This is a genomic window from Bacillota bacterium (genome assembly GCA_018333655.1).
Lineage (GTDB): Bacteria > Bacillota > UBA994 > UBA994 > UBA994 > BS524.
On the sequence record JAGXTJ010000036.1, the window covers coordinates 23,070 to 48,126 of the forward strand.

At 53.2% G+C, this 25,057-nt stretch carries 20 protein-coding genes; 11 read left to right on the plus strand and 9 right to left on the minus strand.

Annotation, left to right across the window (positions count from 1 at the left end):
• Nucleotides 1–59: 59 nt before the first annotated feature.
• Together addB and addA are read left to right on the plus strand one after the other, a co-directional pair.
• The gene (gene addB / locus KGZ92_07380) at nt 60–3,512 is read left to right on the plus strand and encodes a helicase-exonuclease AddAB subunit AddB (protein MBS3889096.1); all 3,453 of its coding nucleotides are present in this window, start codon (nt 60–62) and stop codon (nt 3,510–3,512) included.
• A complete protein-coding gene (gene addA / locus KGZ92_07385) occupies nt 3,490–7,038 on the plus strand; it encodes a helicase-exonuclease AddAB subunit AddA (GenBank protein MBS3889097.1) in 3,549 nt (1,182 codons plus the stop codon). The genes addB and addA overlap by 23 nt, the downstream gene beginning before the upstream one ends.
• Here addA and KGZ92_07390 read toward each other — a convergent pair.
• Complete coding sequence (locus KGZ92_07390) at nt 7,035–8,120, minus strand: AI-2E family transporter (GenBank protein ID MBS3889098.1); 1,086 nt, start codon at nt 8,118–8,120, stop codon at nt 7,035–7,037. The two genes, addA and KGZ92_07390, sit on opposite strands and share 4 nt — an antisense overlap.
• Nucleotides 8,121–8,333: 213 nt before the next feature.
• Here KGZ92_07390 and KGZ92_07395 point away from each other — a divergent pair, with 213 nt between their 5' ends.
• Nucleotides 8,334–8,879, plus strand: coding sequence for a DUF1003 domain-containing protein (locus KGZ92_07395; GenBank protein ID MBS3889099.1), 546 nt, complete (start codon nt 8,334–8,336; stop codon nt 8,877–8,879).
• Here the strand turns inward: KGZ92_07395 and KGZ92_07400 are convergent.
• Genes KGZ92_07400 through KGZ92_07410 form a run of 3 tightly spaced genes read right to left on the minus strand, consistent with a single transcriptional unit; the run spans nt 8,869 to nt 12,162 of the window.
• Nucleotides 8,869–9,759 (minus strand): RluA family pseudouridine synthase, encoded by an 891-nt coding sequence (locus KGZ92_07400; protein ID MBS3889100.1) that lies wholly within the window; start codon nt 9,757–9,759, stop codon nt 8,869–8,871. The two genes, KGZ92_07395 and KGZ92_07400, sit on opposite strands and share 11 nt — an antisense overlap.
• A gap of 4 nt (nt 9,760–9,763) precedes the next feature.
• The gene (locus KGZ92_07405) at nt 9,764–11,440 is read right to left on the minus strand and encodes a hypothetical protein (protein MBS3889101.1); all 1,677 of its coding nucleotides are present in this window, start codon (nt 11,438–11,440) and stop codon (nt 9,764–9,766) included.
• Nucleotides 11,437–12,162: an ABC transporter ATP-binding protein gene (locus KGZ92_07410; protein MBS3889102.1), complete on the minus strand. Its 726-nt coding sequence runs from the start codon at nt 12,160–12,162 to the stop codon at nt 11,437–11,439. The genes KGZ92_07405 and KGZ92_07410 overlap by 4 nt, the downstream gene beginning before the upstream one ends.
• A 164-nt stretch (nt 12,163–12,326) precedes the next feature.
• Between KGZ92_07410 and KGZ92_07415 the strand changes: the two genes are divergently transcribed.
• Nucleotides 12,327–12,806: a GNAT family N-acetyltransferase gene (locus KGZ92_07415; protein MBS3889103.1), complete on the plus strand. Its 480-nt coding sequence runs from the start codon at nt 12,327–12,329 to the stop codon at nt 12,804–12,806.
• Between the two features lie 27 nt (nt 12,807–12,833).
• On the opposite strand, the gene KGZ92_07420 is transcribed toward KGZ92_07415, so the two are convergent.
• Nucleotides 12,834–14,060: a tyrosine--tRNA ligase gene (locus KGZ92_07420; GenBank protein ID MBS3889104.1), complete on the minus strand. Its 1,227-nt coding sequence runs from the start codon at nt 14,058–14,060 to the stop codon at nt 12,834–12,836.
• Between the two features lie 191 nt (nt 14,061–14,251).
• Between KGZ92_07420 and KGZ92_07425 the strand changes: the two genes are divergently transcribed.
• Nucleotides 14,252–14,866 carry a guanylate kinase gene (locus tag KGZ92_07425; protein MBS3889105.1) on the plus strand — a complete coding sequence of 205 codons (615 nt, stop codon included), beginning with the start codon at nt 14,252–14,254 and terminating at the stop codon, nt 14,864–14,866.
• A gap of 29 nt (nt 14,867–14,895) precedes the next feature.
• On the opposite strand, the gene KGZ92_07430 is transcribed toward KGZ92_07425, so the two are convergent.
• The 3 genes from KGZ92_07430 to KGZ92_07440 all read right to left on the minus strand — a co-directional run bounded on the left by KGZ92_07430 (nt 14,896) and on the right by KGZ92_07440 (nt 17,502).
• Nucleotides 14,896–15,927: an HD-GYP domain-containing protein gene (locus tag KGZ92_07430; GenBank protein ID MBS3889106.1), complete on the minus strand. Its 1,032-nt coding sequence runs from the start codon at nt 15,925–15,927 to the stop codon at nt 14,896–14,898.
• Nucleotides 15,928–15,942: 15 nt separating this feature from the next.
• Nucleotides 15,943–17,043, minus strand: a complete 1,101-nt coding sequence (locus KGZ92_07435; GenBank protein ID MBS3889107.1) for an HD-GYP domain-containing protein — start codon at nt 17,041–17,043, stop codon at nt 15,943–15,945.
• Nucleotides 17,044–17,283: 240 nt separating this feature from the next.
• Nucleotides 17,284–17,502: a hypothetical protein gene (locus tag KGZ92_07440; protein MBS3889108.1), complete on the minus strand. Its 219-nt coding sequence runs from the start codon at nt 17,500–17,502 to the stop codon at nt 17,284–17,286.
• 183 nt (nt 17,503–17,685) lie between these two features.
• On the opposite strand from KGZ92_07440, the gene KGZ92_07445 reads away from it, so the two are divergent.
• The 4 genes from KGZ92_07445 (at nt 17,686) to KGZ92_07460 (ending at nt 21,622) form a co-directional block, all read left to right on the plus strand.
• The gene (locus KGZ92_07445; protein MBS3889109.1) at nt 17,686–19,170 is read left to right on the plus strand and encodes an N-acetylmuramoyl-L-alanine amidase; all 1,485 of its coding nucleotides are present in this window, start codon (nt 17,686–17,688) and stop codon (nt 19,168–19,170) included.
• 281 nt (nt 19,171–19,451) lie between these two features.
• Nucleotides 19,452–19,892, plus strand: a complete 441-nt coding sequence (locus KGZ92_07450; protein MBS3889110.1) for a DMT family transporter — start codon at nt 19,452–19,454, stop codon at nt 19,890–19,892.
• Nucleotides 19,893–20,216: 324 nt separating this feature from the next.
• A complete protein-coding gene (locus KGZ92_07455; protein ID MBS3889111.1) occupies nt 20,217–21,395 on the plus strand; it encodes an HD domain-containing protein in 1,179 nt (392 codons plus the stop codon).
• Between the two features lie 11 nt (nt 21,396–21,406).
• A complete protein-coding gene (locus KGZ92_07460) occupies nt 21,407–21,622 on the plus strand; it encodes a DUF896 domain-containing protein (GenBank protein ID MBS3889112.1) in 216 nt (71 codons plus the stop codon).
• Between the two features lie 40 nt (nt 21,623–21,662).
• Here the strand turns inward: KGZ92_07460 and KGZ92_07465 are convergent, their stop codons facing one another.
• Entirely contained in the window at nt 21,663–22,478 is an 816-nt protein-coding gene (locus tag KGZ92_07465) for a M55 family metallopeptidase (protein MBS3889113.1), read from the minus strand.
• 120 nt (nt 22,479–22,598) lie between these two features.
• Here KGZ92_07465 and KGZ92_07470 point away from each other — a divergent pair, with 120 nt between their 5' ends.
• Nucleotides 22,599–23,822 (plus strand): HD domain-containing protein, encoded by a 1,224-nt coding sequence (locus KGZ92_07470; GenBank protein MBS3889114.1) that lies wholly within the window; start codon nt 22,599–22,601, stop codon nt 23,820–23,822.
• Nucleotides 23,823–23,897: 75 nt separating this feature from the next.
• A complete protein-coding gene (locus KGZ92_07475; protein MBS3889115.1) occupies nt 23,898–24,860 on the plus strand; it encodes a GerMN domain-containing protein in 963 nt (320 codons plus the stop codon).
• Nucleotides 24,861–25,057: the final 197 nt, after the last annotated feature.

The following is a 25,057-nucleotide window of genomic DNA, read 5'->3' on the forward strand; positions in this document are numbered from 1 at the left end:
GCGAACTCATATGGGTGTAGCACAAGGTTCCGCATAACAGGCGGGGAGGGAGCCAGTCAGTGTCTCTTAGATTAATTATAGGTGGGGCGGGCAGTGGAAAAACCCAGGCCATACTTGAGGAAATCGTAGCCGAGGTGCGCCGCGATCCTTTTGGCCAACCGCTCTGGCTGCTCGTGCCAGAGCAGGCTACTTTTCAGGCGGAGCAGGCACTGTGCCTGCGGCTTGGGGGTATTATGCGGGTGCGCGTCGTTAGCTTTCAGCGTCTGGCCTACTTAGTTATGCAGCATGTTGCCGGTGCAGCCTTAACGCCCATTAATGAACTCGGTCTCACCATGTTGCTGCGTAAAGTGATAGAGGAGTCTAAGAGCGAGCTCAAGCCCTTTGCCCGCGCCACGCGCCAGGTGGGTTTTGCCGCGCAACTAGTAGAGATTGTTTTGCAGCTTAAACGCCAGTGTATTGAGCCTAAGCACCTGCGAGAACTTCTCGACCACAAAGGGGCGCACCTGTCGCTACCGGTGGCCGACAAATTGCGGGATATACTCATAATTTACGCCAAGCTGCAGGACACACAGCATCATAAGCAGATTCTCGATAGTGAGGACAGTATTGCTTGGCTGGCTAGGCATGTAGGTGACTTTGGTGACATACAAGGAGCATCCATATGGTTGGATGGCTTTACGGGCTTTATGCCCCAAGAATATGCCGTACTCAGTACACTCATCGCTATGGCAGAGGTACAAGTTAGCCTGTCTTTGGCGGGCGAGCTTTATGACCGGCACCTTGCCGATGACCATCTTTTCTTTCCTACTTGGGATACCGCGCAGAAATTGCGGCATCTAGCGAGGACGCGTCAGGCAGAATTTCATGCTCCTCTACGCTTAGGGCCGAGAAATCGCTATGCAGAGGGCTCAGCCCTGACGCGAATCGAAAAATTCTTTAGCGAAGATGACCGTTCTCTAGCTAGAGTGCCCTCCACAGGGCTAAAGGTGATTGCTGCCACGACCCGCAGATTAGAAGTCGATGCCGCCGCGCGGGAGATTGTGCGACTATGTCGTGAGCAGGGGGTACGGTATCGGGAGATATGCCTCGTGGTGCGCGACCTGGCCATTTACGAGAGTTTACTGCCTACGACCTTTAGAGACTATGGTATTCCTATCTTTATCGACCAAAAACGCCCTATCAGGCATCATCCCCTGCTCGATTTGCTACGCTCCGCCCTCAGCCTAGTAGAAGACAACTTCCCCTACGAGGCGGTGATGCGCTGTCTTAAGGGGGGGCTCTTTCGCTTAGACATAGCCGCCATCGACAAGCTAGACAACTTTCTTCTGGCTACAGGTTTTAGGGGGACACGCTGGCTAGCGGGTGAAGACTGGGTGTTCCGCGTCCCTGATGATGCCTCGGAGCCGCACCCCTTAGCCGACGAACTAAACGCGCTGCGCAGAGAAATCGTGCCTCATTTCGCCGACCTCCACAGCAAAATTGTGGCGGGCAAGACGGTGCACGACTTTAACGCGGCTCTCTTTGACCTGCTCGAGCGTCTAGGCGTGGCCGAGACCATAGAGAAATGGGCAGAAGAAAGTGAGGCCGAGCATGATGTTTTAGCGGCGCGGCTTCATACCCAGGTGCTCGGGGCGGTGCTAGATTTGCTCGAACAACTAGAAGAAATCCTCGGTACTAGTGAGACTACCCTAGCAGAATACGCAGGCATCCTTGAAACGGGGCTAGAGGGGCTGAGACTTGGGCTCATTCCCCCTAGCCTAGATCAAGTTGTGGTGGTCGAGGCAGGCCGGTCGCGCGCACCAGAAGTAGAGTATTCCCTAGTACTAGGGTTAAACGACGGCATCTTCCCAGCGCGAGCACCTCTGCAGGGCCTGTTTTCAGACAGCGAAAAAGAGAGTTTGGCCGTGCTCGGCCTAGACTTAGGCAGCACAGCGCGCCGCAAGGTCTATGAAGAGCAGTTTCTCCTGTACACGGCGCTTACACGCGCCAAGCGGGGCCTCTATCTTAGCTACACCGTGGCGGATGAAAAGGGTGCTACCCTCCTGCCAGCAGTTGAACTAAAGACTCTGCTCTCTTTGTTCCCTGATTTGCGGGTACAGCCCGAGGCCATTGAAGTGCCTAGGGACAGCGAGGACATGCTAGCGCGCCTGTCCCATCCGCGCACTACCTTGCAAGCGCTAGGCATCAGTTTGCGCCAAGCAAAAACAGGCCATTTCATTTCTCCTCTCTGGTGGGACGTGTACAGTCATCTGCTCTGTTCTGCCGAGTGGAGAAGGGAGACAGAGCAAGTAGCACAGGCCTTGTTCTACACTAATGCCGAGCCTCCACTAGCGCCTGAATTTGCGCGAGGTGCTGCGCGACGTGTATGGCGGGGCAGTGTCTCGCGCCTCGAGAAGTTTAATGCCTGCCCCTTCGCCTACTTTTCTGCCTTTACCCTTAAATTGCGCGAGCGCAAAATATATAAATTAGCAGCTGTCGACATAGGCAACTTTTATCATCTCGCACTAGAGAAGTTTGGTGACAAACTAGCAGAACGCCATATAGCATGGGCAGACCTCGATGAACAGAGCTGCCGGGACATAAGTACGGAGCTCGCTACTAACCTGCAACCGATAATTCAGGATAATATTCTTACTAGCACCAAGCGCCACAGCTACTTAGCACGAAAGCTGCAAAGGGTGGTGGAGCGCTCCGCACTCGTCTTGGCTCGTCATGCCAGACAAGGCCGTTTTATACCTCTTAAGGCGGAGCTTGGCTTTGGCCATGGGGGAACTCTACCTGCCCTTACTCTTACCCTGGCCGATGGTACGCAGATGGAACTTACCGGTCGTATCGACCGCGTGGACACCGCGAGCGGCAAAGAGGGGGCCTTTATCCGCATTATAGATTTTAAGTCCGGATCTAACAAATTGACCCCTCTTGAGGTTTACCATGGTTTGCGCCTACAGCTTTTGACCTACCTTGAGGTAGCTTTGCGCTCGGGTCTACAACTGACGGGAAGCGAAGTAAAACCAGCAGGAGCGCTCTACTTTCAAGTGCATGACCCTCTAATTTCAGCCAATCGCCCTCTCAGCAAGGAAGAAGCAGAGGAACAGCTCTTGCTCGCTTTCCGCACTACGGGCATGGTGGTGGCCGACAAAGAGGCCATACCCCTTATGGATAGCAATATCGGCCAGAAGTCCGCCCTAGTACCAGTGGCGCTAAGTGCTAAGGACGGGTCGATCAAGAAAACGGCAGAGGTATGGTCTGCCGAGCAGTTAAGTGCCATGCGCGGGCATCTTGAGGCCGTTTTAAGACAGGCCGGGCAAGCCATTACGAGCGGCGACATCAGCATTGCACCCAGCATTCTGGCTAAAGAGACGGCCTGCAAGTACTGTGAATACAAGGCAGTATGTCAATTTGACCCGCTTCTGCTCGGCAATCGCTATCGGGAGCTGCCAAAAATGAAGGCTGACGAAGTGTGGGCTGCTTTAGGAGTTGCAGAGAGCGGTGATGATAAAGATGTGGACTAGCGAGCAGAGAGAAGCTATTGAGAAGCGCGGCAGTAATCTCTTAGTGGCGGCAGGAGCGGGCGCCGGTAAGACGGCGGTGCTAGTGGAGCGCATTCTAGCGCGTTTGACCGACGCGAAAGACCCTATCGACATCGATAATTTCCTGGTAGTGACCTTTACTAATGCTGCGGCTAACGAAATGAGGGCGCGCATTGGCGAGGCACTAGCCCGCCTGGCGGTACAAAATCCTACTCTGCCTAATTTGCGGCGGCAGCAGCTCCTCTTAAATAAAGCCTCCATCAGCACTCTACACTCTTTTTGCTTGGATATTTTGCGGCAGCACTTTTACCGCCTAGAGCTTAACCCGGCCTTCAAGATTGCCGACGAGATTGAAGGGGCTTTGATCAGGGCGGACGTAGTCGAGAAGGTGTTTGAGGGGCATTACGATACGCTGAGCGAGAGCTTTGCTCTGCTAGTCGAAGGCTTCGGCGGCAAACATGACGACGCTGGGCTTAGTAAGCTAGTGCTTGGTTTGGCAGAATATAGTCGTAGCCAGGCCGATCCTTCGCAATGGCTCGAGGGCTTGACCAAGAACTATGAGTGCGGTGATGATGGCGAGAGTTACACGCGGCATGCCTGGTACGCCGAGCTAAGGCACGCCATCGCTGACCGCCTGCAGGCTGCGATCAGTAGCCTCAGTATGGCACAGACCCTAGCCGCCCTGCCCGATGGGCCGTTCGCGTACAGTGATACTCTGGCTGCCGAAAAGAGCAGTCTGCAGAGCATTCAGAGTGAGCTGCCTAGCCTAACTTGGGACGAGTTGCGCAGTAGAGTAGCGCAAGTGGAGTTCTGTCGGCTCCCAGCGGCGCGGGGGGGCGCGAAAGAACACAAGGATCGTGCCGTACTCTTTCGCGACCGGTGTAAAAAGATTGTCAAGAAGGATCTTATCGAGGGACTACTGGCGCAAAGTGCGGACGAAGTGCGACACAGCCTAAAAGTAACTAGGGCCATGGTGGAAGAGATTTGTCAGCTCGTCGCCGAGTTTCAAGCCGAGTACCAAAAAGCCAAGCGAGCCAAGAACCTGGTTGATTTTAGCGACCTCGAACACATGGCACTGGCTATTTTGTCGGCAGAGGGTAGCCCTGTGCAAGCTGATTTGCAAGTGCGCTTTAAGGAAATTTTAGTAGATGAGTATCAAGACATAAATGGCGTGCAAGAAAAGATACTTTCACTCGTAAGTTCGGGGACCAACTTGGTGATGGTGGGGGATGTAAAGCAAAGCATTTACCGGTTCCGCCTCGCCGAACCGCGCCTTTTCCTCGAAAAATATGCGGCGTATACCGATGATTCGCCGCTCGGGCAGAGAATTCACCTAGCCAGCAATTTTCGCAGTCGCCCCCACATCATCTCGGCTGTCAACTATATTTTCGGCCAGCTGATGTCCCCGACCATCGGTGAAATTGCTTATGACCACTCTGCGGCCCTCATTCCCGCGGCGTCTTACCCCCCTCTCCTTGAAGACCCGGCCGTAGAATTACTGCTACTAGATACGAGTGCTAGCGACCCCACGGAAGATGAAGATGAGGATGATCTCGATACACCTACCAAGGAAGCGCGCGCCATAGGCAAGAAAATCGCCGCGATGGTGCAGGGCGGTAAGTGCCAGGTTTGGGACAAGGCCGCGGGCCAGATGCGCCCACTTATCTTTCGCGATGTAGTGGTGCTCCTTAGAGCGACCAAGGGTTATGGCGAGGTGTTCGCAGAAGTATTTCGTCAGATGTCGCTGCCCGCCTACGTAGAGGTGGGCACCGGGTATTTCGCCACGACCGAAATCGCCGTGATGTTAAGTCTGCTCAAGGTTGTCGACAACCCCGAGCAGGACATTCCGCTCGCGGCGGTACTACGTTCGCCCTGTGTAGGGCTTTCGGGCAGCGAGTTGGCCGCTATTCGCCTGGCGGAACCCCAAAGAACTTTTGCCACCGCGGTGCAAAAGGCCAGTCAAGGTGGCGATGCCCTGGGAGAAAAACTATCTCGCTTCCTGGCTCAATTGGCCGTCTGGCGTAAGTTGGCCGTGCGTGGTAGTCTGCCTGAGCTCATATGGCGGCTCTACCGCGACACTGGCTACTTTAACTACGTCGGAGCCCTGCAGAGCGGCACACAGCGTCAAGCGAATCTGCGGGCGCTCTATGATCGTGCCTGTCAGTATGAGGCTACGTCTTTTAAGGGGCTTTTTAGATTCTTGCATTTCATAGAGCGGCTGCAGGAAGAAGAGAAAGACATGGGGCAGGCGCCTGCCCTTAGCGAGAGCGAAGATGTGGTGCGCGTTATGAGCATACACAAAAGCAAGGGTCTCGAGTTCCCGGTGGTGATAGTGGCTGGTCTCGGGCGCAAATTTAACATGACGGACTTTGCTGGCCCCATGCTCATTCAGCGCGACCTAGGTCTCGGCCTACGTGCTGTCGATCTAGATACGCGCTGCAAGTACCCCACAGGGGTCTATCACGCCTTGAAGCACCGCCTACAGAACGAATTGCTGTCAGAAGAGATGCGTATTCTCTACGTGGCCCTTACGCGAGCGAAAGAAAGGCTCATTTTGGCGGGGTCAGTGGCCAAACTAGCAGACAAACTGGCCACCTGGCAGGGCCAGGTAGATGCCGCACAATTACCCGTGTGGCAAGTCGCCGAGGGGCGCACTTTTCTCGATTGGCTTGGTCCGGCTTGCATACGACAATCGAGCAGCAACATTCGCTTCAGTATTATCGGAAAAGAGGCAGTGTCTACTAGCGCTACGTCTTCCTACGACTACAGGGAGGAACTTTTGGCGGTGAAAGAGGGGCTACCGTTACCCGACCAAGGCCATGGCGAACAAGTTCTCCGCCGCTTAGCCTGGGTCTACGAGCATGCTGCTAGTACCACCACCCCGGTAAAAAGCTCTGTCTCGGAACTAAAACGCCGGCTCGCCCCGCCAGATGACTTAGCAATGACCCCCCTTAAAGCACCGAGGCCTCTAACTAGGCAGCGCGGTGCCCGACTAAGCCAGGCCGAGATTGGCTCGGCACTACATATGTTTATGCAGCATGTCGATTTGGGGCAAAGAGTAACGAGGGAGAACTTAGAGCAACAACTGGACTCCATGCTGGAAAAGAAGCTGTTGACAGTAGTCGAGGCAGAGAGCGTCGACTTAGAGCGAGTCCTAGGGTTTTTTGGCAGCAACTTAGGCGAGCGCTTGCTGGCCGCAGAACAGGTCTGGCGAGAAGTTCCGTTTGGGCTGCGTTGTGACGCCAGCAAAATACACCCCGGTGTAGAAGGTGAATACATCTACATTCAGGGTGTTATCGATTGTCTGTTTATGAGCGGGGGCCAACTAGTACTCGTTGATTTTAAGTCGGACCGGGTAAGTGAAGAGACCAAGAGCCTTATCGTCGATAAGTACCGGGGGCAAGTCGCCATCTACGCGCAGGCCATTGAAGCCATCCTCGGGCAGAAGGTCGCAGAACAGTATCTCTACTTCTTTGCGCTAGGTGCCGCCATTAGCCTTGGCACTTAGGGATGCAAGTAGAGTAGGAAAAGACTATACAGATGTGCGATCGTCACCTTTAGCACGGCGAACGTCGGGACGGCGAGAAAAATGCCCCAAAAACCAAACAAGCTCCCTGCGATTAGCATGACGAAAAGGATTACCACAGGATGACTGCCCAGTTTCTTGCTCATGATGCGCGGTGAGAGAACGAGACTTTCGAGCTGTTGCACGACTAGCATCACGATTAGCCCTAGCCACGCCATGCTCGGGGACTGGACTAGACCCACGATCAAGACCGGAATTGTACCCACGATTGGCCCCACATAAGGGACGACGTTGGTTATGGCTACTACAACAGCCAACAGGAGCGCATACTCCATGCCAATCACTAAGAAGCCGACAAAGGCGAGTATTCCTACTACGATGCAGATTACGGCCTGCCCTTGTATGTACTGACTGAGTGCTCGGTCCATCTCGCGCAGAATCTTTTTACCTTCCACATGTAGGCGGGCGGGTAGGAGGTAGTCGACAAGCGCCGGCGCTAATTTCTCACCATCGAGGAGCATGTAGAAGAGAATAAACGGCACGAGAAAAAGCAAGGTTAACACAGTGGTGGTCATGCCGATTAAGTGGGTAATGTTCTGGCCGAGGGTGGCCAGTAGCGAGCTAACTAAGGCCGTAACTTGGTCGGCCAGACCGTCTAAGGCTAGTGCCTCCGGACCAAAGAGGCGCACTATCCATTCGTTTTCTTCTAGCGCCAAGAGCCTTAACCGCAAGATCTCCATGAGTCGAGGTGCGTTGTTCACCATGCTCGTTAACTGCCGCTCTAAGGGTGTGCCTGTGGTGGCTATGAGAACGCCAAGGGCACCAAGAATTACTCCATAGACAATGACGATGGCGAGGCTCTGCGGCAGACGTAGCCTGCACAAGTACTTTACTACCGGACTCAGCCAGTAGTAAAGTAGCCCGGACAAGACCACGGGGACAAACACAGCACTCATCACCATACCAAGCGGACGGAAAAGAAAGGGCACCCTGCTACCCACGAGAGCAATAAGGAGCAGTAGCAATACCCAGACCGCGAGGCGAAAAGGCCGTGAATTAAGCATATCACTACCCCCTTTAGCTAAAAAAGGACTAGGTTGCCCTAGTCGCTAAATTAGTAGACCTTCTTCTCTTTTTTTGTCTTTTCTTGTTTTGGTTTCTTCGTTTCTTTCTTGACAACCTTCTCTTTACCCATGCTAAAGTCTCCTTTCTCTTATTACTGTATGATTAGTATGCACTTAGTATATCATGCCACTGTGGGGAGAGGAAAGAGGCTAATGGGCCCGCATAACCCAAAGGAGGTACGCAAAATGAGCGATAGCGAGCTAGTAAAGAAAATCATGAGCGACATTGACAACGACCGCTCCGATAAGGAAGTTTTGCGCCTGCTGCTAGAACAACGCGTTGCCAACGATACTACCGGCCAGGAGGAGGCTACTGTAGGCCAGCGCGCCTCCGATCGCATTACTAATTTTATAGGCAGTTGGTTCTTTGTCGGTCTCTTTGCTGGTTTCTTGCTTAGCTGGATAACATGGAATGTAATGAGGGGAGATGCAGCCTATGATCCCTACCCCTTTATTTTGCTCAATCTAGCGCTTTCTTGTCTAGCCGCTATTCAGGCGCCGCTTATTATGATGAGTCAAAACAGGCAAGAGAAGCAAGATAGACGTCGTGCTGAGAATGACTATATTGTGAACCTTAAGACTGAGATCATAACGGATGAAATCTACAAGAAATTAGAGACCCTGCTGCTACAACAAGGGCGGCTCAAGTCTGTTAACTACAGGACGATAACTAGAAGAAAGCGCCTTGTTAAGGAGTGAGCAGCGCCGCAAAATCCGCAGGTGGCGGGGCGAAGAGCGAGATTTGCTCGCCTCTCTCTGGGTGCCTAAAGGACAGCCAAGCGGCGTGTAGGGCCTGCCTCGCGATAAACGGAGAAGCTGTGCCGTAGACTTCGTCGCCCACTAGGGGATGCCCGAGGTGGGCAAAGTGCACTCTTATTTGATGCGTGCGACCTGTGACTAGCGTGGCCTTTACTAGGGTAGTATCGGTACCCACCGACAACCTCTCCCACAAAGTGAGGGCGTCTTGCCCCAGAGGGGAGATGACCCGCGCGCGGCTGCCATTGCCCACTCGCTTAATGGGGGCACTGATGCGGCCCTTTGCTTCTGGCAGCACTCCGCTCACCACGGCCAAGTAGCTCTTTTGCCACTCCCCGGTATGGTGTTGCTCGGTAAGTCGGGCTTGCACATGGGGATTTTTGGCGATGAGCAGTAGCCCTGAGGTGTCCCGGTCGAGGCGATGCACAGGGCGGATGATAAACTCCTGCCCGCGCCCCTGATAGTAAGCTAGCAGGGCATTGGCCAGAGTGCCATCCAGGTAGCCTTTAGTGGGATGAACAACCATAAAGGCCGGTTTGTTGACTACCACGAGGTGTTCGTCTTCGTAGGCAATGTCAAGCGGCATGCTTTGGGGCAGAAGCGACTGCTCTCTTTCCTCGCGAAGCACCAAAATCAGTTGGTCTCCTGCGCGAACTGTCTCGCGCATGTACACGAGCACGCCATTTTGCCGTACTTCGCCGCTGCGTCTCAGTCGTAGAAGCGTCTTTCGCGACATGCCGAGGCGCAAGGCAAGCACCTGACTAATCTTCTTATGGTCGTCTTCTGGATGCACGGTGTGGGTGAAGACATGCTCTGTCGTCACGAAACTAGCCTTTCACTTCAAGGCGTGAGTACAATGCTTCGGCGCGGCCTAGAAGTAAGACGGTGGCAAGAATGGCTAGAGCACTGTGCGTAAGGAGTAGCACGAGCAGGGTGGTCCAGGTTCCCTGGGCGATTAGTTGCCTGTACGCCAGAAAGCTCACAAAACCTAGTGCGGCTCCAAAGAGCATGGGACTAACGGCATTGAGATTATTTTTTACGGCGTGTTGGGGGTTAGTCCACGTTAAGAACGGCCGCCATATATCAAACCACAAACCTAGGACTTGTGGTGTGAAACCAGCAGTTATGCCGAGAATATAGGCTGTGGCCAAATGTGCTGCCCCTGGCTGAAAGAGAAAAGCGTAGACACCCACTAGGGGGATGCTACTTGGTATGGCTGCGCCAAGGGCGAAGATTAGTTTGGCCGTTAGCTGCTTCTTAGCAGAAACCGGAAGAGTCTTAGAGATCCACAGATACTTCCCCTCGCGGCTTATGGCTGTACTAGCGAGGGTGTTCAGGCTCGTCATAAAGGCGATGGCAGCCGCCACAACTAGGGTGGCCATGGCTAAACCATGGGGGTGATTGCGCGCCATTTCGGCTACTTGCGTCATGCCTGCCCCCTGCACTCCGAAAAAAGTGGGAAAAAAGGCCATAAGCGTGAAGAGAACTATGGTGATAAAACCATTCATGACCCAGATGGGCATGCGCATAAAGAGCTTGAGCTCTCGGCTAAGCAGCGCCGACAAGGCAGTGCTCTCTACCGCGTGGCGGGCAATGATCTGTTTGGTGTAGAGCGCGCCGCGGCGGGTTCTTTCGCTCCCACCTACCAGCCCGCCGTAAAATACCCTTTGTCCCACCGCCATAAAAGCGCCCACTGCCGCCGCCGAAGACAGGATGAGGTAGGCTAAATTGAGCATGCCCCTTGCTGTGCCGTGCTGTGCTACAGCCCTAGTCGCCCAGATGGCGGGAGGAAACGATGCCCCGACGAACTCCACAAAGTCAAGGCGATTCATAACCAGGTCTTCTGCCGATATCTGCCCGGTCATACTCGCGGTAAAGTGGTATTGCAGGTATAAAATTAAGCTGAGTAGCGCGATGCTTGCGATTACCATGAGGATATCGCGGTGACGCCTATTAACGCCACGCATAACAGTGACAGCTAAGATACCAGCAAGTGCGAGAGGTATGGTGGGTAGAAATAGCATCGTCGCGAAAGCAGTCAACCAACCTAGGACACCAAGCGGTATAACTTGATTGTAGGCCAGCAGTGTGGGTGCAAGTATGACTACAACGGGGGCATACTCGACGATGTTGACCAAGGAGAGCTTGGTGGCCAGAATATGCCAAGCCTTAAGTGGCAGAGGTACCAGTATGTCGAGGTCGTTAGAGAAGTATAAAATAGAGATCATGGCAAAGAGGCCAAAGGTAAAGGCCATGATTTGTGAGAGCAATATGAACTGCGTCAAGACAAAGTCAGCTTGCCCGAGCATGGCACTGCCCCGCACCATGGTGAGCGCTAAGTAGTAGAACATGCTCCCAAAACTCAGGCCACCAGCCACTACGCCGAGGGCCACTAGCGCGGGTTCCCAAAGTTTCTCGCGCTTGTGTAGATATTTGACGCGCATGGCACTTAGCCCAAAGTAATTGCGGAAAGACAGGCGAAAGAGGCTCATGAGGGTACTCATTGCTTGGTCAACTCCAAGAAGATACTTTCCAGCGAAGAATTTTGGTCAGAAGTTTGACGAAGCTCCGCCATCGTGCCACAAGAAATGAGCTGCCCTTTCTTAATGATACCCACGCGGTGACACAAACGCTCGGCTACATCTAGAATATGGGTCGAGAAAAAGACGGTCCTTCCCTGGCTACAGTGTTCGTTCATGAGTTCTTTAAAGAGATGGGCGGAGCGTGGGTCTAGCCCGACCATAGGCTCGTCGAGAATCAAGAGCGGGGGCTCATGAATGAGGGCCGCCGTCAAGGCCAATTTTTGCTTCATGCCATGTGAAAAGCTGCCGATTAGGTCGCCCATGGCACCCGCTATCTCGAAAATGTCAATTAAGCGCTCGAGGCGCCTTTGCCTCGTGGCGCTACTTACCTTGTAGATATCCGCGATAAAGTTGATGTATTCCATGCCAGTGAGTTTATCATAGAGATCTGGGTTGTCCGGAACAAAGCCGATGCTCGCCTTAGTCTTCTGTGGGTCGACTAAGGTATCATACCCGTTAACGGTAATATGGCCTTGGTCCTGGCGCAGTAGCCCCACTACCATCTTGATAGACGTCGTCTTGCCCGCGCCATTAGGACCGAGAAAGCCGAAAATCTCCCCTCTCTTCACTTCGAGGGTCAGTGCATCCACTGCCTTGACCTTTCCCTTTTGGTAGGACTTAGAAATTTGCTGAAAATGTAACACTAAAATTCCCCCTTTACTACTACTTACTACGTGCTGAGAGGCCAAAAGTTCTGCGTTTACCAGACAAAGTGCGAAGTGAAAAAGAAACATCCGCCCCGGCAGGAATTCTTCTTGCCACAATGAATACTGAAATACAAGGGCACTGTCGTAGGAGGGGTAATGTTTTGATTCGTAAAGGGACTAAGGCCGATATACCGGCCATTCAAGCCGTGGCGCGCGTAGCATGGGAGTACACCTACAAGGATATCATGCGACCAGAGACGCGCAGCCATTTTCTCGACCAGTTTTACAGTTATGAGGCTCTCGCGAAAGCCCTGGAGTTAAAGCCCGGCGGCCTATGGGTGGCCACTGTCGGTCTGCAAGTGGTGGGCTTTGTTCAGGTTGTGCCGATGATAGATAAGAGTGGGCTAGAAGTGACGCGCCTCTATGTTCTGCCGGAGTGTCAGCGGCAGGGTGTGGGTAAAATGCTCTTATCTACGGTCATGGTGGCTTACCCCGAGACAAAATGGTGGGCACTTGTCGAAAGAGACGACCACATGGCCGTCGCTTTCTATGCTAAGCATTTATTTTCTCGGCGGCGCGACTTGGTGCTAAACATTATGGGTGAAGATCTCGCCTTCGTAGAGTTTTTCCGGCAGGGCTAGACTCTCGCCTTGAGGGAGCACCGTGGTCTATACTGGCTTTACATGTACAAATTGTTTCTTGCCACGGCGAACCTCAATCCGTCCCTCACGCACAAAGGTCATATTAATCACGAGGTCATCTTTATCCACGCGCTTTTGATTTACTTGTAGGCCGCCACCTTGAATAAGGCGGCGTCCTTCGCTTTTGCTAGGCACAATACCGGTCTGCACTAGTAGCTCAACCACGCTGCCGCCCCTCTCGAGCCACTCTTTAGCGATGGTGGCCATAGGTATGGTCGACAAGTCCTGCCCGCCTTCGAACAGGGCCTCGGCGGCTTGTTCTGCCTCTTTGGCTAGTTGTGCGCCATGTACAATGCTGGTAGCTTCAAAGGCCAGTATTTTTTTTGCTAAGTTGATGTCGCGTCCCTGTAGAGCGCTTAGGCGACGCACTTCATCCATAGGTAAAAAAGTAAAGAAGGCCAAGAACTTAGCCACATCCGCATCGTGGGTGTTACGCCAGTACTGGTAGAAATCATAGGGGCTAGTGCGCGTAGCATTGAGCCATATAGCGCCTTCTTCAGTCTTACCCATCTTCTTGCCGCTCGCGGTCGTCACTAGGGGGTAGGTAATGCCGTAGACTTCGTCACGCTCTACACGTCTAACCAGGTCTGCTCCGCCGAGAATATTAGACCACTGGTCATCTCCGCCCATCTGGAGTTTGCAGCCTAAGTTTCGGTAGAGGTGGAGGTAGTCATAGGATTGCAGCAACATGTAGTTAAATTCAATAAAAGAGAGTCCGGTATCGAGGCGTCCTTTGTAGCACTCGGCCGTTAGCATGCGGTTGACCGAGAAGTGCACTCCTACTTCGCGCAAGAAAGCAATATAGTTAAGGTCTCGCAGCCAAGCCATATTGTTTAAGCAAAGAGCCTTATCATCCGTAAAGTCTAGGAAGCGGTCAAGCTGTGTGCGTATGCCACGTACATTAGCCTCAATTTGCGCCTCAGTCAACATCTGGCGCAGGTCAGTCTTGCCGCTTGGGTCGCCAATCATGGCCGTGCCCCCACCCAGTATAACTACTGGTCGGTGTCCGGCACGCTGCAAATGGGCGGCAGCCATAATGGGAACAGTGTGCCCTATGTGCAAGCTGTCTGCTGTCGGGTCTAGGCCAACATAGGCGGTCACGACCTCGCGGCCGAGTAAATTTCTTAGCGGCTCGTCGTGCGTGATTTGTTTGACAAAGCCGCGTTCGCGCAGCACGTCAAGTGCGTTAACCATCTTGCCACCTCCGGCTTAATGTATTTGCAAGATTGTAACACGACAGAACTGATTGGACAAATGAATCTCCAGGGACGGTTCTTTTCGATTCAGAGAACCGTCCCTGATAAGTCACAGTGATTTTGCGTTAGCCCTAGGAGGAGCGACCGCAATTTGATATAATGCCTTCAATCGACAGAGGGGGAGTAAGCATGTCACAGGCTATCTTATTTGTAGTAACAGGTCCTTCGGGGTCAGGCAAGGGTACCATCATGCGGGCCATCGTCGCGACGTATAAAGACTTGGTTAAAATGGCTACTTACACGACCCGCATGCCTCGCCCTAACGAGGAGTGCGGTTTTGACTACAATTTCGTCACCCCAGAAGTGTTTCGAGCCAAGATAGAGCAAGGCGAAATTGCTGAGTATGAGCAGGTCTACCACGACCACTACTATGGCTCGCCGCAGTTTGACACCAATACTGGTCCTGACAGGCTGATGGAGTTAGACTACAATGGTATGTTTAAGTATAAGAAAACGACAAACCGCCTCGTCAGCATATTTATCGCTCCCCCTTCTCTAGAAGTCATCGCCGAGCGCATTACGCGCCGGAGCAGGGAAGCTAACCTAGAAAGACGCCTAGGTAACGCCTATGAACAGCTAGGGCAGGCGGCAAATTACGATTACATCATCATCAACGATTCTGTGGAAGTGGCCTGTGCCGAAGCCATAGCCATAGTGCGCGCCGAGCGGGTCAAGCGCGACCACTCGCTACGTTCGAGTCTTATCAGGACCATGTGTCAAGAAAAATGTGCGCCAGAGCATTAAGCGCGAACTATAAAAGGATGTAAAAGGATCTAGCCGTTAGGGACCACTCGGACGATAAATAAGTCCGAGTCGCGGAGCATAAGCTCGGACCGAGAATCGAGCAAGCGCACGCGAGGCTGTTGGGGTGCGCCGGGAGGGGTGTCGAGCACAATGGCTTTGGCACCGTCGTTTAGTTCAACCATTACACCGCTCGGGTAGGCGGCGATATTCTTTAAGAATACTTGGAGCAATTTCATATCAAAGGCCTTGTTGCCACTGGCAGAGAGGTACTCATAGGCCTCATGCGCCGGAAATCCTGTGCGATACTGGCGATGCGCCGTCAGGGCATCAAATACATCGGCCATGGCTACGATCTGACTAGTTTCGAAGATGCTACCACCCTTGAGCGAGAGGGGGTAGCCCGTGCCGTCCACGCGCTCATGGTGCTGGTAGGCAATATCTTTAATGGCGGGCATGTCCTTCAGTATCGCAAAGCCATGGTCGGCATGGCGCTTGACTATTGCGTACTCCTCGGGGCTCAGGTGGCCAGGTTTGTTGAGGATTGGTTTCGGTACCATCACTTTACCCACATCATGAAAGAGTGCGCCTAGGCCTAATTCCTGTAGTTTAGGCTTGGGGTAACCCAAGGCAATGCCCGTGAGTAAGGCCAAGACACATACATTCACAGAGTGGGCGAAGAGGTAGTCGTCGTCAAGCCTGATGTCCGTTAGGTTGACTACGGCATGACTGTTTCGGAGCAGTTCTTGGACAATGTCTTGTACGCAGCGTAAAGCCCCATCGGCGCGCAGCGCGATGGTAGCGGTATTTGTGTCTAGCAGTATGTCGCGCACGCGCACCATGGCCGTGACGCGCGTTTCGTCTGAGATAACGTCCCTAATGTCGGGCAGCTTTAAGTGGGGCTCGTGTATGTAGACGCAGGGAATGCCTAGTAGCTCTAAGCGACGAATGTAGTTAGCACTGAGTATCGTGCCAGCCTTAAGGAGGGTCTGCCCCAAGCTATTGTACAGGCTTCGTCCGATGACCATGCCAGGAGTTAGGTGGGGCAAGTCTATGCGGCGCATACTACCACCTCCGCTTTAAATTATCACACCCCGCAAGGCCGCAAATTCCTGTTCAGTCAAGACTTTGCGAATCATGAGGGAAGGGTGATCAAGAGTATTGATCTCGATAGGTGACTTGTAGGGCTGCCTGTCTTGATCAAAAAGAAGCCTTACACGGGGGTACTTGCTGAAACCAGGTGGGGTGTCAACCACTATGCCTACGCGCTGGTCAGAGAGCTCCACTATCGAGCCAGAAGGGTAGGCTGCGATGTTGCGCAAGAACTTCTGTACTAGGTCTAGGCTAAAAGCGCGATTGCCTGAGGCCGAGACCAACTCTACCGCTTCGTGGGGCGGGTGCGCCTCGCGATAGATCCTCGCCGAAGTGACCGCATCATAAACGTCGCAGATGGAAGCGATTTGGGCATGCTGATGTATTTGCCGGCCCTGCTTGCCGTCGGGGTAGCCATTGCCGTCGTAGCGCTCGTGGTGTTCTAGGGCCACCTCGCGTCCATCTGGTATGTTCTGTAAAATCTCATACCCCTTGGTAGTGTGGGTCTTTACGGTTTCGAATTCATCAGCCGTGAGAGAGCCATTCTTGTATAGAATGTGGTGCGGAATTGCTCCTTTACCCACATCATGCAGTATGGCGCCCACCCCGAGGTTCACCAATTGGTCGCGTTTAAGGCCTGCCGTCAGGCCCGTAATAAGTGACAAAATGCATACATTTACAGAATGCGAAAACAGGTAGTCATCTTCGAGTCGGATGTCTACCAGGTTAACCATGAGGTTGCGTTGACTAAGTAAGTCGCTGACAATGTCATGCACCGCGCGCGAGGCTTGCTGGGTGCGGAGCAAGACATGGCTGGTCGGGTTAGGTGTCTCCACGGCGGCTACGAGGTTCCGCACTCTTTGCACAGCTTGGTGGCGAGTTTCATCGCGGATAACATCGGCTACGTCATGACCCTCAAGTAGGCCATCGTCAATATAGAGAAAGGGCATGCCCAGTTGTTTTAGCTGTGTTATGTAGCGGCGGGTGAGGATCAAGTTGCGCTGCAGCAACACAAGGCCTTCGCTTCCATATACTGGGCGCGCAACCTTCATGCCCGGCTGAAGTGCATAGACTGGAATTCTGCGCATGTCAAAACCTCTCTGTCGTCGATTGAGTTGCGTGCGAAAAGCTCACCATGTGCAATTCGACATATTTCTGCAATAACCTCTAGCTTGGTAATTATTTTTGCAAACGAATGATGCGTCCGCTCAGATCTCCGGTGATGGTGCGCTTAGCGTGGGGCGATGGACGTGAGGCGATTAACAAAACAGATAGGGGAGGACGTCTCCTCCCCATGTGTTTTGGCTGGACTACTTTTGCCCTAGCTGTTACAGGACTCCGTTGACGACAGTGCAGTACTCGCGCCAAAGCTGGCGCAGTGCGTCAAGCGATACTTGGGCTTCAGCAGCATAGGTGCGCATGAGTAGGGCTACGTCCTCTGTAGGTGACAGACTGGCTAGGGCCATAAAACCACGCACTGTAGACCTTTGGTGACATATTCCGCGGCGGATCAGACGGCAAAATCTGGCTCTCCGTGTGTGCATCATGACTAATCCCCCCTTTCCGTTACTACATTACGCAGCTAGGGTCTCGGAGGGTACAAAGGGGACAAGCAGAAAGGTATTTCCACTATATGCTGCTTATTAGCGACCGCCTTTCGGCTCTAAAATGCAGGAAAACCGCTTTCTAGAGCGAAGTAGAGTAAGAGACAAGAGGAAAGGAGGGTGTCAATGCGAAGACGCATCACCATAGTCGGGTTAATCATCATGCTGGTAACAGTTTTCGTTTCTTCCGTAGGGGCAGCCACGCCAGGGACAGTCAACACAGCACTGCTCAATTTGCGCAGTGGTCCAGGCCCTGCCTTTAAGGTCTTAACAACTCTGCCTGCAGAGACACCACTTGTCGTGCTGGCCCAAACGGGTGATTGGCGACAGGTTATGACTGCCGCGGGCAAAACAGGCTGGGTCTTTGGACAATTTGTGGCCGCTGATGCGAACTTTAGAGCCTTGTCGCGTTCTGTCACAGTCACTATCGGTGTCAGGTCCCTCAATGTCCGTCAGGGGCCTGCCACCTCGTTCCCAGTAATATCTACCGTGCGAGAGGGGCAGCTTCTAAGCGTGACAGGGCAGCTAGGGAGTTGGCTTCAGGTAGAGAACTCGGGCAGACTCGGGTTTGTGCATGCCGACTTTGTTACGCAGGTAGCGCAGGAAGAACAGGCTGTGACCGTCCCCTTGGCACGTGTGACGGCTAGCTCGCTCAATTTGCGCGGTGGAGGGGGCACTCAGTTTCCCATTGTGGCGCGGCTAAATCGCGGCACTACGGTGGCTGTCTTAAGCGAAGGCGCCTGGGCAAGAGTAATGCTCGAGAACGGTGCTACCGGCTTTGTCTCTAGTGAATTTATCGAGCAAGTCAGAGGCCAAGCGCAGGCTCGTATCACGGCCAGCGTGGTCAATCAGCGCAGTGGCCCTGGCACGACCTTTCCTGTGGTAACGACTCATCCACGCGGGCAGACCATCGCCGTGTCAGGGCTAAGTGGCGAATGGGTCAAAGTATCGAGTGCGGGCGGGGCCGGGTACATCCTTAGTAATCTCCTGTCGTTTTCTTTTGCCCCTGGCGATGGTACTGCCCTTGTGCCCACGTCACCAACGGCCGCGGATCTATCTGGGTTTACCGTAGTCATTGATCCAGGGCATGGGGGTAGAGACCCCGGTGCCATAGCGGCCAGTGGCCTGCGAGAGAGCGACGTTAACTTGACCATGTCGGAGCAGCTTAGGGCCATGTTAGAGGCCGCTGGCGCACAGGTAGTTATGACGCGCACCACAGACATCGGGCTCACCCTTGCCGAGCGGATAGCGTTTGGCAATGCACCTGGGGTCGACCTCTTTGTAAGCGTGCACAACAATGCGCATACTAACCCGCAAATTTCGGGCACCCAAACTTTTTACGGAGTCACCGAGGGGAGTTTCGCGCTGGCGCTAGGCGTGCATCGTCGCTTAGTAGCGCTAGGTCTTAATGACAGGGCCGTGTTAACAGCAAATTTCGCTGTCTTGCAACGGACTACTGTGCCGGCCATTCTCATTGAGACAGCGTTCTTGTCTAATCCCCATAACGCAGCTCTCTTGGGGCAGGCGTCTTTTGTTAGTAGAGCGGTAGAGGCTCACTTCGCGGGAATCAGCGAGTGGCTGCTCAGTAGAAGAAACCAGCGGGCAGATTAGTCGCTACACCGAAGTAGCAACAGCGAAGACCTATCGATATGCAGTATAGAAAAAGACCGACTATTTTGTCGGTCTTTTTCCTCTTTGTCCAGTTGTCGCTTGAGGCTGGACTTTATCCATCTTCAATTGCTTGCCTATTCCTAGTAGCTTCTTGCATTTTGTGCCCATCTCGTCACCCCCCCGAAGATTATATCATGCTGACCCCGCGGCGCATAGCGGCAATGTATTGACGGCAAGGGTAGGTGGTATCCTACAGAGTAGTTAGGCTGTGAGGTGAGCGAATGAGTATTGTGGGCGCGGCCATGGCTTTTGTCTCCGGTGTTTTAATGGCAGTTCAGGGCAGTATCAATGCGGGCTTAGGTAAAGATGTCGGCGTCCTGCGAGCTACTCTCGTCGTACACTTGGTAGGGTCAGTTGTCGCGCTGATGCTAGTGCTGCTTCCGTTTTTGCGCGCGCCCATGTCACAGAAATGGACTGAGGTACCTTGGGTTTACTACCTAGGGGGTGTGCTGGGAGTGGCCATTGTCTACTTAGTAGCGATAAGTATACCGCCACTTGGCGTAGCGGTTGCCACTACCATGATTATTGTGGGTCAAGTTGGAACGGCCCTCCTTATTGATCACCTAGGAGCGCTAGGCCTGAATCGTCTGGCGTTCACTTGGCAGAAGGGTATGGGGCTTATCTTGCTGGCCGCAGGGGCAGGGCTATTGCTAAAGAAATAGGCGAACTCACCAATCGCGAAAGCAAAAGAAGAAAAAAAAAGGGGGGGGGGTGAAGACTTTGACCATAAAATGTAGCACGAGCGAATGCAAATGGGCCGGAGAAAACGAACAGTGTAGTAATCAGCGCCTAATCAATAATGTCAAAACTGGCGCCGTGAGTTCGGCCCACTGTTCAGGAAAAAACTGTCATGGATATCAGTTGAGGGGTTAAGGAAGCGCGGCCGCCTAGAATCATCTAGGCGGCCGTAATCTTTTCGCACTGCGAAAATAATGGTAAAATAAATAAATTGGAGCATGACGCACGCGACAGGAGCTGAGCCTTACTTGGAGATAAAAATATGTCTCGCCGATTTCACCAGAGCGCTATCGCTCGCTCTTGATTTGGCCGAGTACCAGACATTTATGCAGCACGGACACAGGGTGACCTACATGGCCTTGCGGCTAGGCAAAATGGTAGGTATGGACAGCGAATCATTAACACGGCTGTACTTCGCAGGGCTACTGCATGACATCGGGTTGACTTCTATGGGCGGCATGAGATTACTGCATGATGAGCAGTTTTTGCGGGGACACACTGCGGTCGGCAAGGAGCTGGTGCTACAATTACCTATTCCAGGAATCGCCGAGCTAGTTTTGTGCCACCATGAGAATTTTGACGGCTCCGGGGTCTACGGCCACAGTGGAGAGAGCATCGCCCTGGGGGCAAGAATTCTCTCCATGGCCGATAGCATCGATGCCGTGGGGAGAAATGCCACCACCATGCGTCAGGCTCGCGAAGATATTGCCATTCATGTTAGTACATGCAAGAACAGCAGGTTCGACCCCTACCTGAGCGACACTTTTGCAGTTTTAAGTAAACAAGATAAATTTTGGTTAGATCTAGAGGGGCGTAATCTACCTTTCGCTCTAGCTGCTCTGCAGCCAAGTAATGCTTGCTTTGTCGACCAAGAGAGTATAGTAGATATAGGGCGCGTCTTCGCCAAGATTATTGACAGCAAGAGTCGCTTTACGGCCAATCACTCGCGGGGGCTGGCGGAGCTTTTGCGGCGTGTCGCCGAGAGTTCACCCTTACTCTCAGGGAAAGAGCGCTGTTTGTACACCGCTGGCCTGTTGCATGACCTAGGGAAAATGGTTGTCCCTACAGAACTGCTAGAGAAGCCCGGCACTCTTACTCCGGAGGAGTACACAGTTATGAAATCTCATGTTTACTACAGCAAGCTTATCCTGAATCAAGTCCCTGGTTTAGAAACTATAGCGAGTTGGGCAGGTAATCACCACGAACGGCTAGACGGGCGAGGCTATGCTGAACGCGTTCCGGGGCAGGAGCTCACGCTAGAAGAGCGGCTAGTGGCCGTTTGTGATGTATACCAAGCGTTGACCGAGGAAAGACCCTATCGGTCGGGTGAGTCCCCCGCAAAAGTTTTTGGCATAATAGAATCAATGGTGAAAAGCGGCGGTTTATGCTCCGACGCCGCCCGCATGGTCGCCAATGTAGTGCTTTAGGAGGAGAAAAAATGTTATCACCAGAGAAACTTAGCCGTCTTAACGCTCTCGCACAGAAGCAGCGTGCCGACAACTTAACTACTGAGGAACGGGAAGAACAGCGTCAGTTGCGTGAAGAATACCTAGTAAATTTTCGCGGTAGATTTACCGCCGAGCTCGAAAACCTCGGCCTAACCAAAATAGAGCAGCCTACTTGCCCTTGTTGTGCGGGCAAACACCAACACTAAGTAGGTATTTTCGGTAGCCTGGCCGGTCACCCGCGGCGTGCTAGTTTTTTGCGGCTAGGGTAATCATGGCCCGTAGCCCTTGAAAGGCCGTTACATAGTCAGATGCGGTGTATGTCAATGTGCGCCCGTCTAGGCGCTGTGCCTGCGGCAAGAAGCCCGCCGCATCTGCCATGCCGGAGTTAAGCAGCTCGAGGCGCATGGTTACCGGAGTGGCAAAGACAAGTGGCTGCAACGTGGGTAGCGCGCGAAGTGCCTTTTCGGCTTGTTGTTTGATGTGCAGCGTAGCCCGGCTAGGGTGCATATTCTTGGCGCTGTAGCGGGTTATGGCTTCTTTTACAATGGCGACCTCCACACCCTTTAGCAGGGCTTGCGCTTCAAGGGCGGTGTCTTTGTCCCCACTCACTAAGGCAATGGGCACGCCAAAGTGACCTGCGAGCCCGGCATTGATGCCGATTTCGCCACAGAGCACGTCATTTACCCAGACATTGCTCACCACGCCGCCACTAATGGTGTGGGATAGCACCCCGGCAGAATGCATACGGGCGTGGTAGCCAATCAAGAACGCGGCCTGGCATTCGCTATCTAGGCCTTCCATCATCATTAGGGGTTTGGGTGTTCCCAGGATGATGGTAGCAGCAGGATTGAGCTCCGCCGGAATAATATTGTTCATGCCTCCGTGGCTGTCATTGACGATGATCTCTGTGGCTCCCGCGGCTATAGCGCCCTCTATGGCCGCGTTTACTTCGGCCGTCATCTGCCGTCGCGCTTCATCATAAGTCTTGCCGGTGGGCCCGGTGCTGTCGCTGTTGACCACGCAAGCTACGCCTTCAATGTCGACGCTGATAAATACCTTCATTAGTTATTCGCCCTCCCTACTTGGTTTCGGTAGATTCATTGTTCCTAGAATCTTTCTTCATAAGTCTTGGTATTCCTGCCGCGAAGGGCAGGGCAGAAGTAGGGGAGGCCAGGTAGATATATGCGAGTGAGAGACCCCGTGCACGGTGATATCCTAATCGACCCCGCAGCCAAAGATGTCCTGGCTACCAAGGCTATGCAGCGTTTACGTGGCCTTAAGCAGCTCGGGCTTACGCATCTCGTCTACCCGGGTTGTGTGCACACCCGCTTTGACCATAGCTTGGGGACGTATCATATGGCTAAACGGCTATATCATAGTAGCGTAGACGAATCTTGTCGCGAGGAGCTCGCTGCGGTAAGTTGTGCCGCACTCTTGCATGATGCTGCGCACATGCCTTTTGGGCACACCCTAGAAGAGGAATTTGGGCTGTTCGGGCGTCACGACCGAGCCGAACGCATGACCATGGTGCTAAATGATACGGAAGTCAAGTCAGCGCTCCTTGGCCACGGGCTTTATGACTTTGTCGTGAACATATTGCTTGATACCCTGCCTGAGTCTCGTCGCTACCTCACCGATATAGTGAAGAGCACCATAGATGCCGATGTCTTAGACTACTTGCGCCGCGACGCCTACTTTGCGGGGTTAGTGCATAATTACGATGACCGCGTTCTAGAGAGCTTCACCGTGGTGGATGGCCGCCTGGTGTATCGGCTAGTGCACAAAGGCCTTCCGCGACCTGATGCGCGCTCAGAGTTAGTCCATCTGCTTCGTCTGCGTTACTACTTGACAGAGCGCCTCTACTACCATCACGCCAAAATTGCTGCCAGCGTGATGCTGGCCAAGGTGGTGCAGAAGGTGGGCTTTAGCGAGGCTCATCTCGCACAGCTGACCGATGAGTTGCTGCTTGAGGATTGCCGCAGGCATGCTGTAGAGAGCTCTGATCACGACTTGCTTTCTCTGTTTGAAGCTCTGAAGTGGCGGCGGCTCTACAAGCGGGCTTTTGTACACGCCGCTGATCAATCGCTTTTGGCGCGCTTTAACAACGTACGGCAGTTTGAGAGCCTCATTGCCCAGAAAACAGGGCTTAACCCCATAGAAGTTGGTGTGTATTGCGGGCCCCGAGGCGTGCTTAAAGAGGCTAATATCACCATCTTGACGCGCCGCGGTTGTGAACCCTTGTCGCAGGGCGAAAATGGCGACATAGGAGAATTAGCCGAGCAATATCGTCGTTTGCCGCGCTTCTATGTGTTTGCTCCGGCAGACAAAGTCGCGCCTGTTCGTTTGGCTGTCGAAGAGATGCTTAATTGCCGAAGCGAGTACCGTAAAGATTTAACGAGTTTGTAACCCGAGTCGCCCTGCCACGGAGGTATACTAGGTATACCAAGGCGGGGAGGTGGTGAGTTGCGCGTGTGGACCACAATGTTTATTATAATTGCACTCGTACTCTTTACTGCCGTTGGTTGCGTGAATGTCCCTAGGCAGGGCCAGGAAGTGACTGAGCCAAGTGCCCCGATTGCCTACCTTACGCAAGGGCATGCCCCCTTTGTTAGTATCTTCGTGCAGCAAATTGCCAGTGGCTTCCTGGTCCCGGTAAGCGTCTATCGTAAAGTTGGCGACCCACCGCCCATACAGCAAGCAGTAGCACTGCTAAACGGTGAACTAGGTAGTACCGAGTATCGTCTCCTTGGTGGTGCACCAGCAAAAATACAGAGCGTAGCTCTCCACAATGGTGTCTTAGATATAGAGATGCCGCCGGAATTTCCTTCCTGGGTCTTGCGCAATCAGACTGAAGAGCGCGCCTTTATCGGCGCAGTCATACTCACCTTCACCGCTTTTGACGACGTAGAAGCCGTTCGTTTTATGGTTCTGGGCCGCCCCATACAAGGCATGGTGGGCGGTTTGAACCTTTCGGGTCGTTTAGTGCGTCCAACGCTCGTTAATTATCCCAAAGTAGCTCCCTCGCACAAAATAGCTCTCCCACACGCCGTTGTTTACGCCAGAGTAAAGGGCAGTAATGTCCTAGTGCCAGTGACGCGTAGTTTGCCGCGACGCGACCCCGCAGCAGCACTGCAGGCCTTGCTGGAGTTTGCTCCTGCAGATAATCTCATCTCGCCCTTGCCCCAGGGTATACGCCTGCGTGCTGTTACCGTTGAGGGTGGCGTGGCCATAGTCGATCTTGACCGCAGGGTGGTTAACCTCTTTTTGCAAGGGGCCTTTAATGAGCAAATCGTGGTCGACGCCCTAGTTCACACCCTGCTAGAATTTCCAGAAATCAGGCAAGTGCAGTTTCTCATCGATGGTCGCGTGCTTGGCCCCGTGAGTGCTAACGTTGACTTGAGTCGGCCCTTGAGCAGAACTCCTATAAATGTCATTGCGCCCTAGCGCAGGCAAGCGACAGAGGTGACGTTGCGACAGAGGGGACGGTTCTTTTTGTCGGTATTTTGCGACGGAAAGAAGAACGAAATCGCTGTCGCGATAGCTTAACTTAAAAGAATAAAACGAAAAGGCAACCCCTTTTGTGGTATTGTTTAATCGCCAAACAAAACAATACAAAGGGGAGCCTTTTCGCATGATGATCA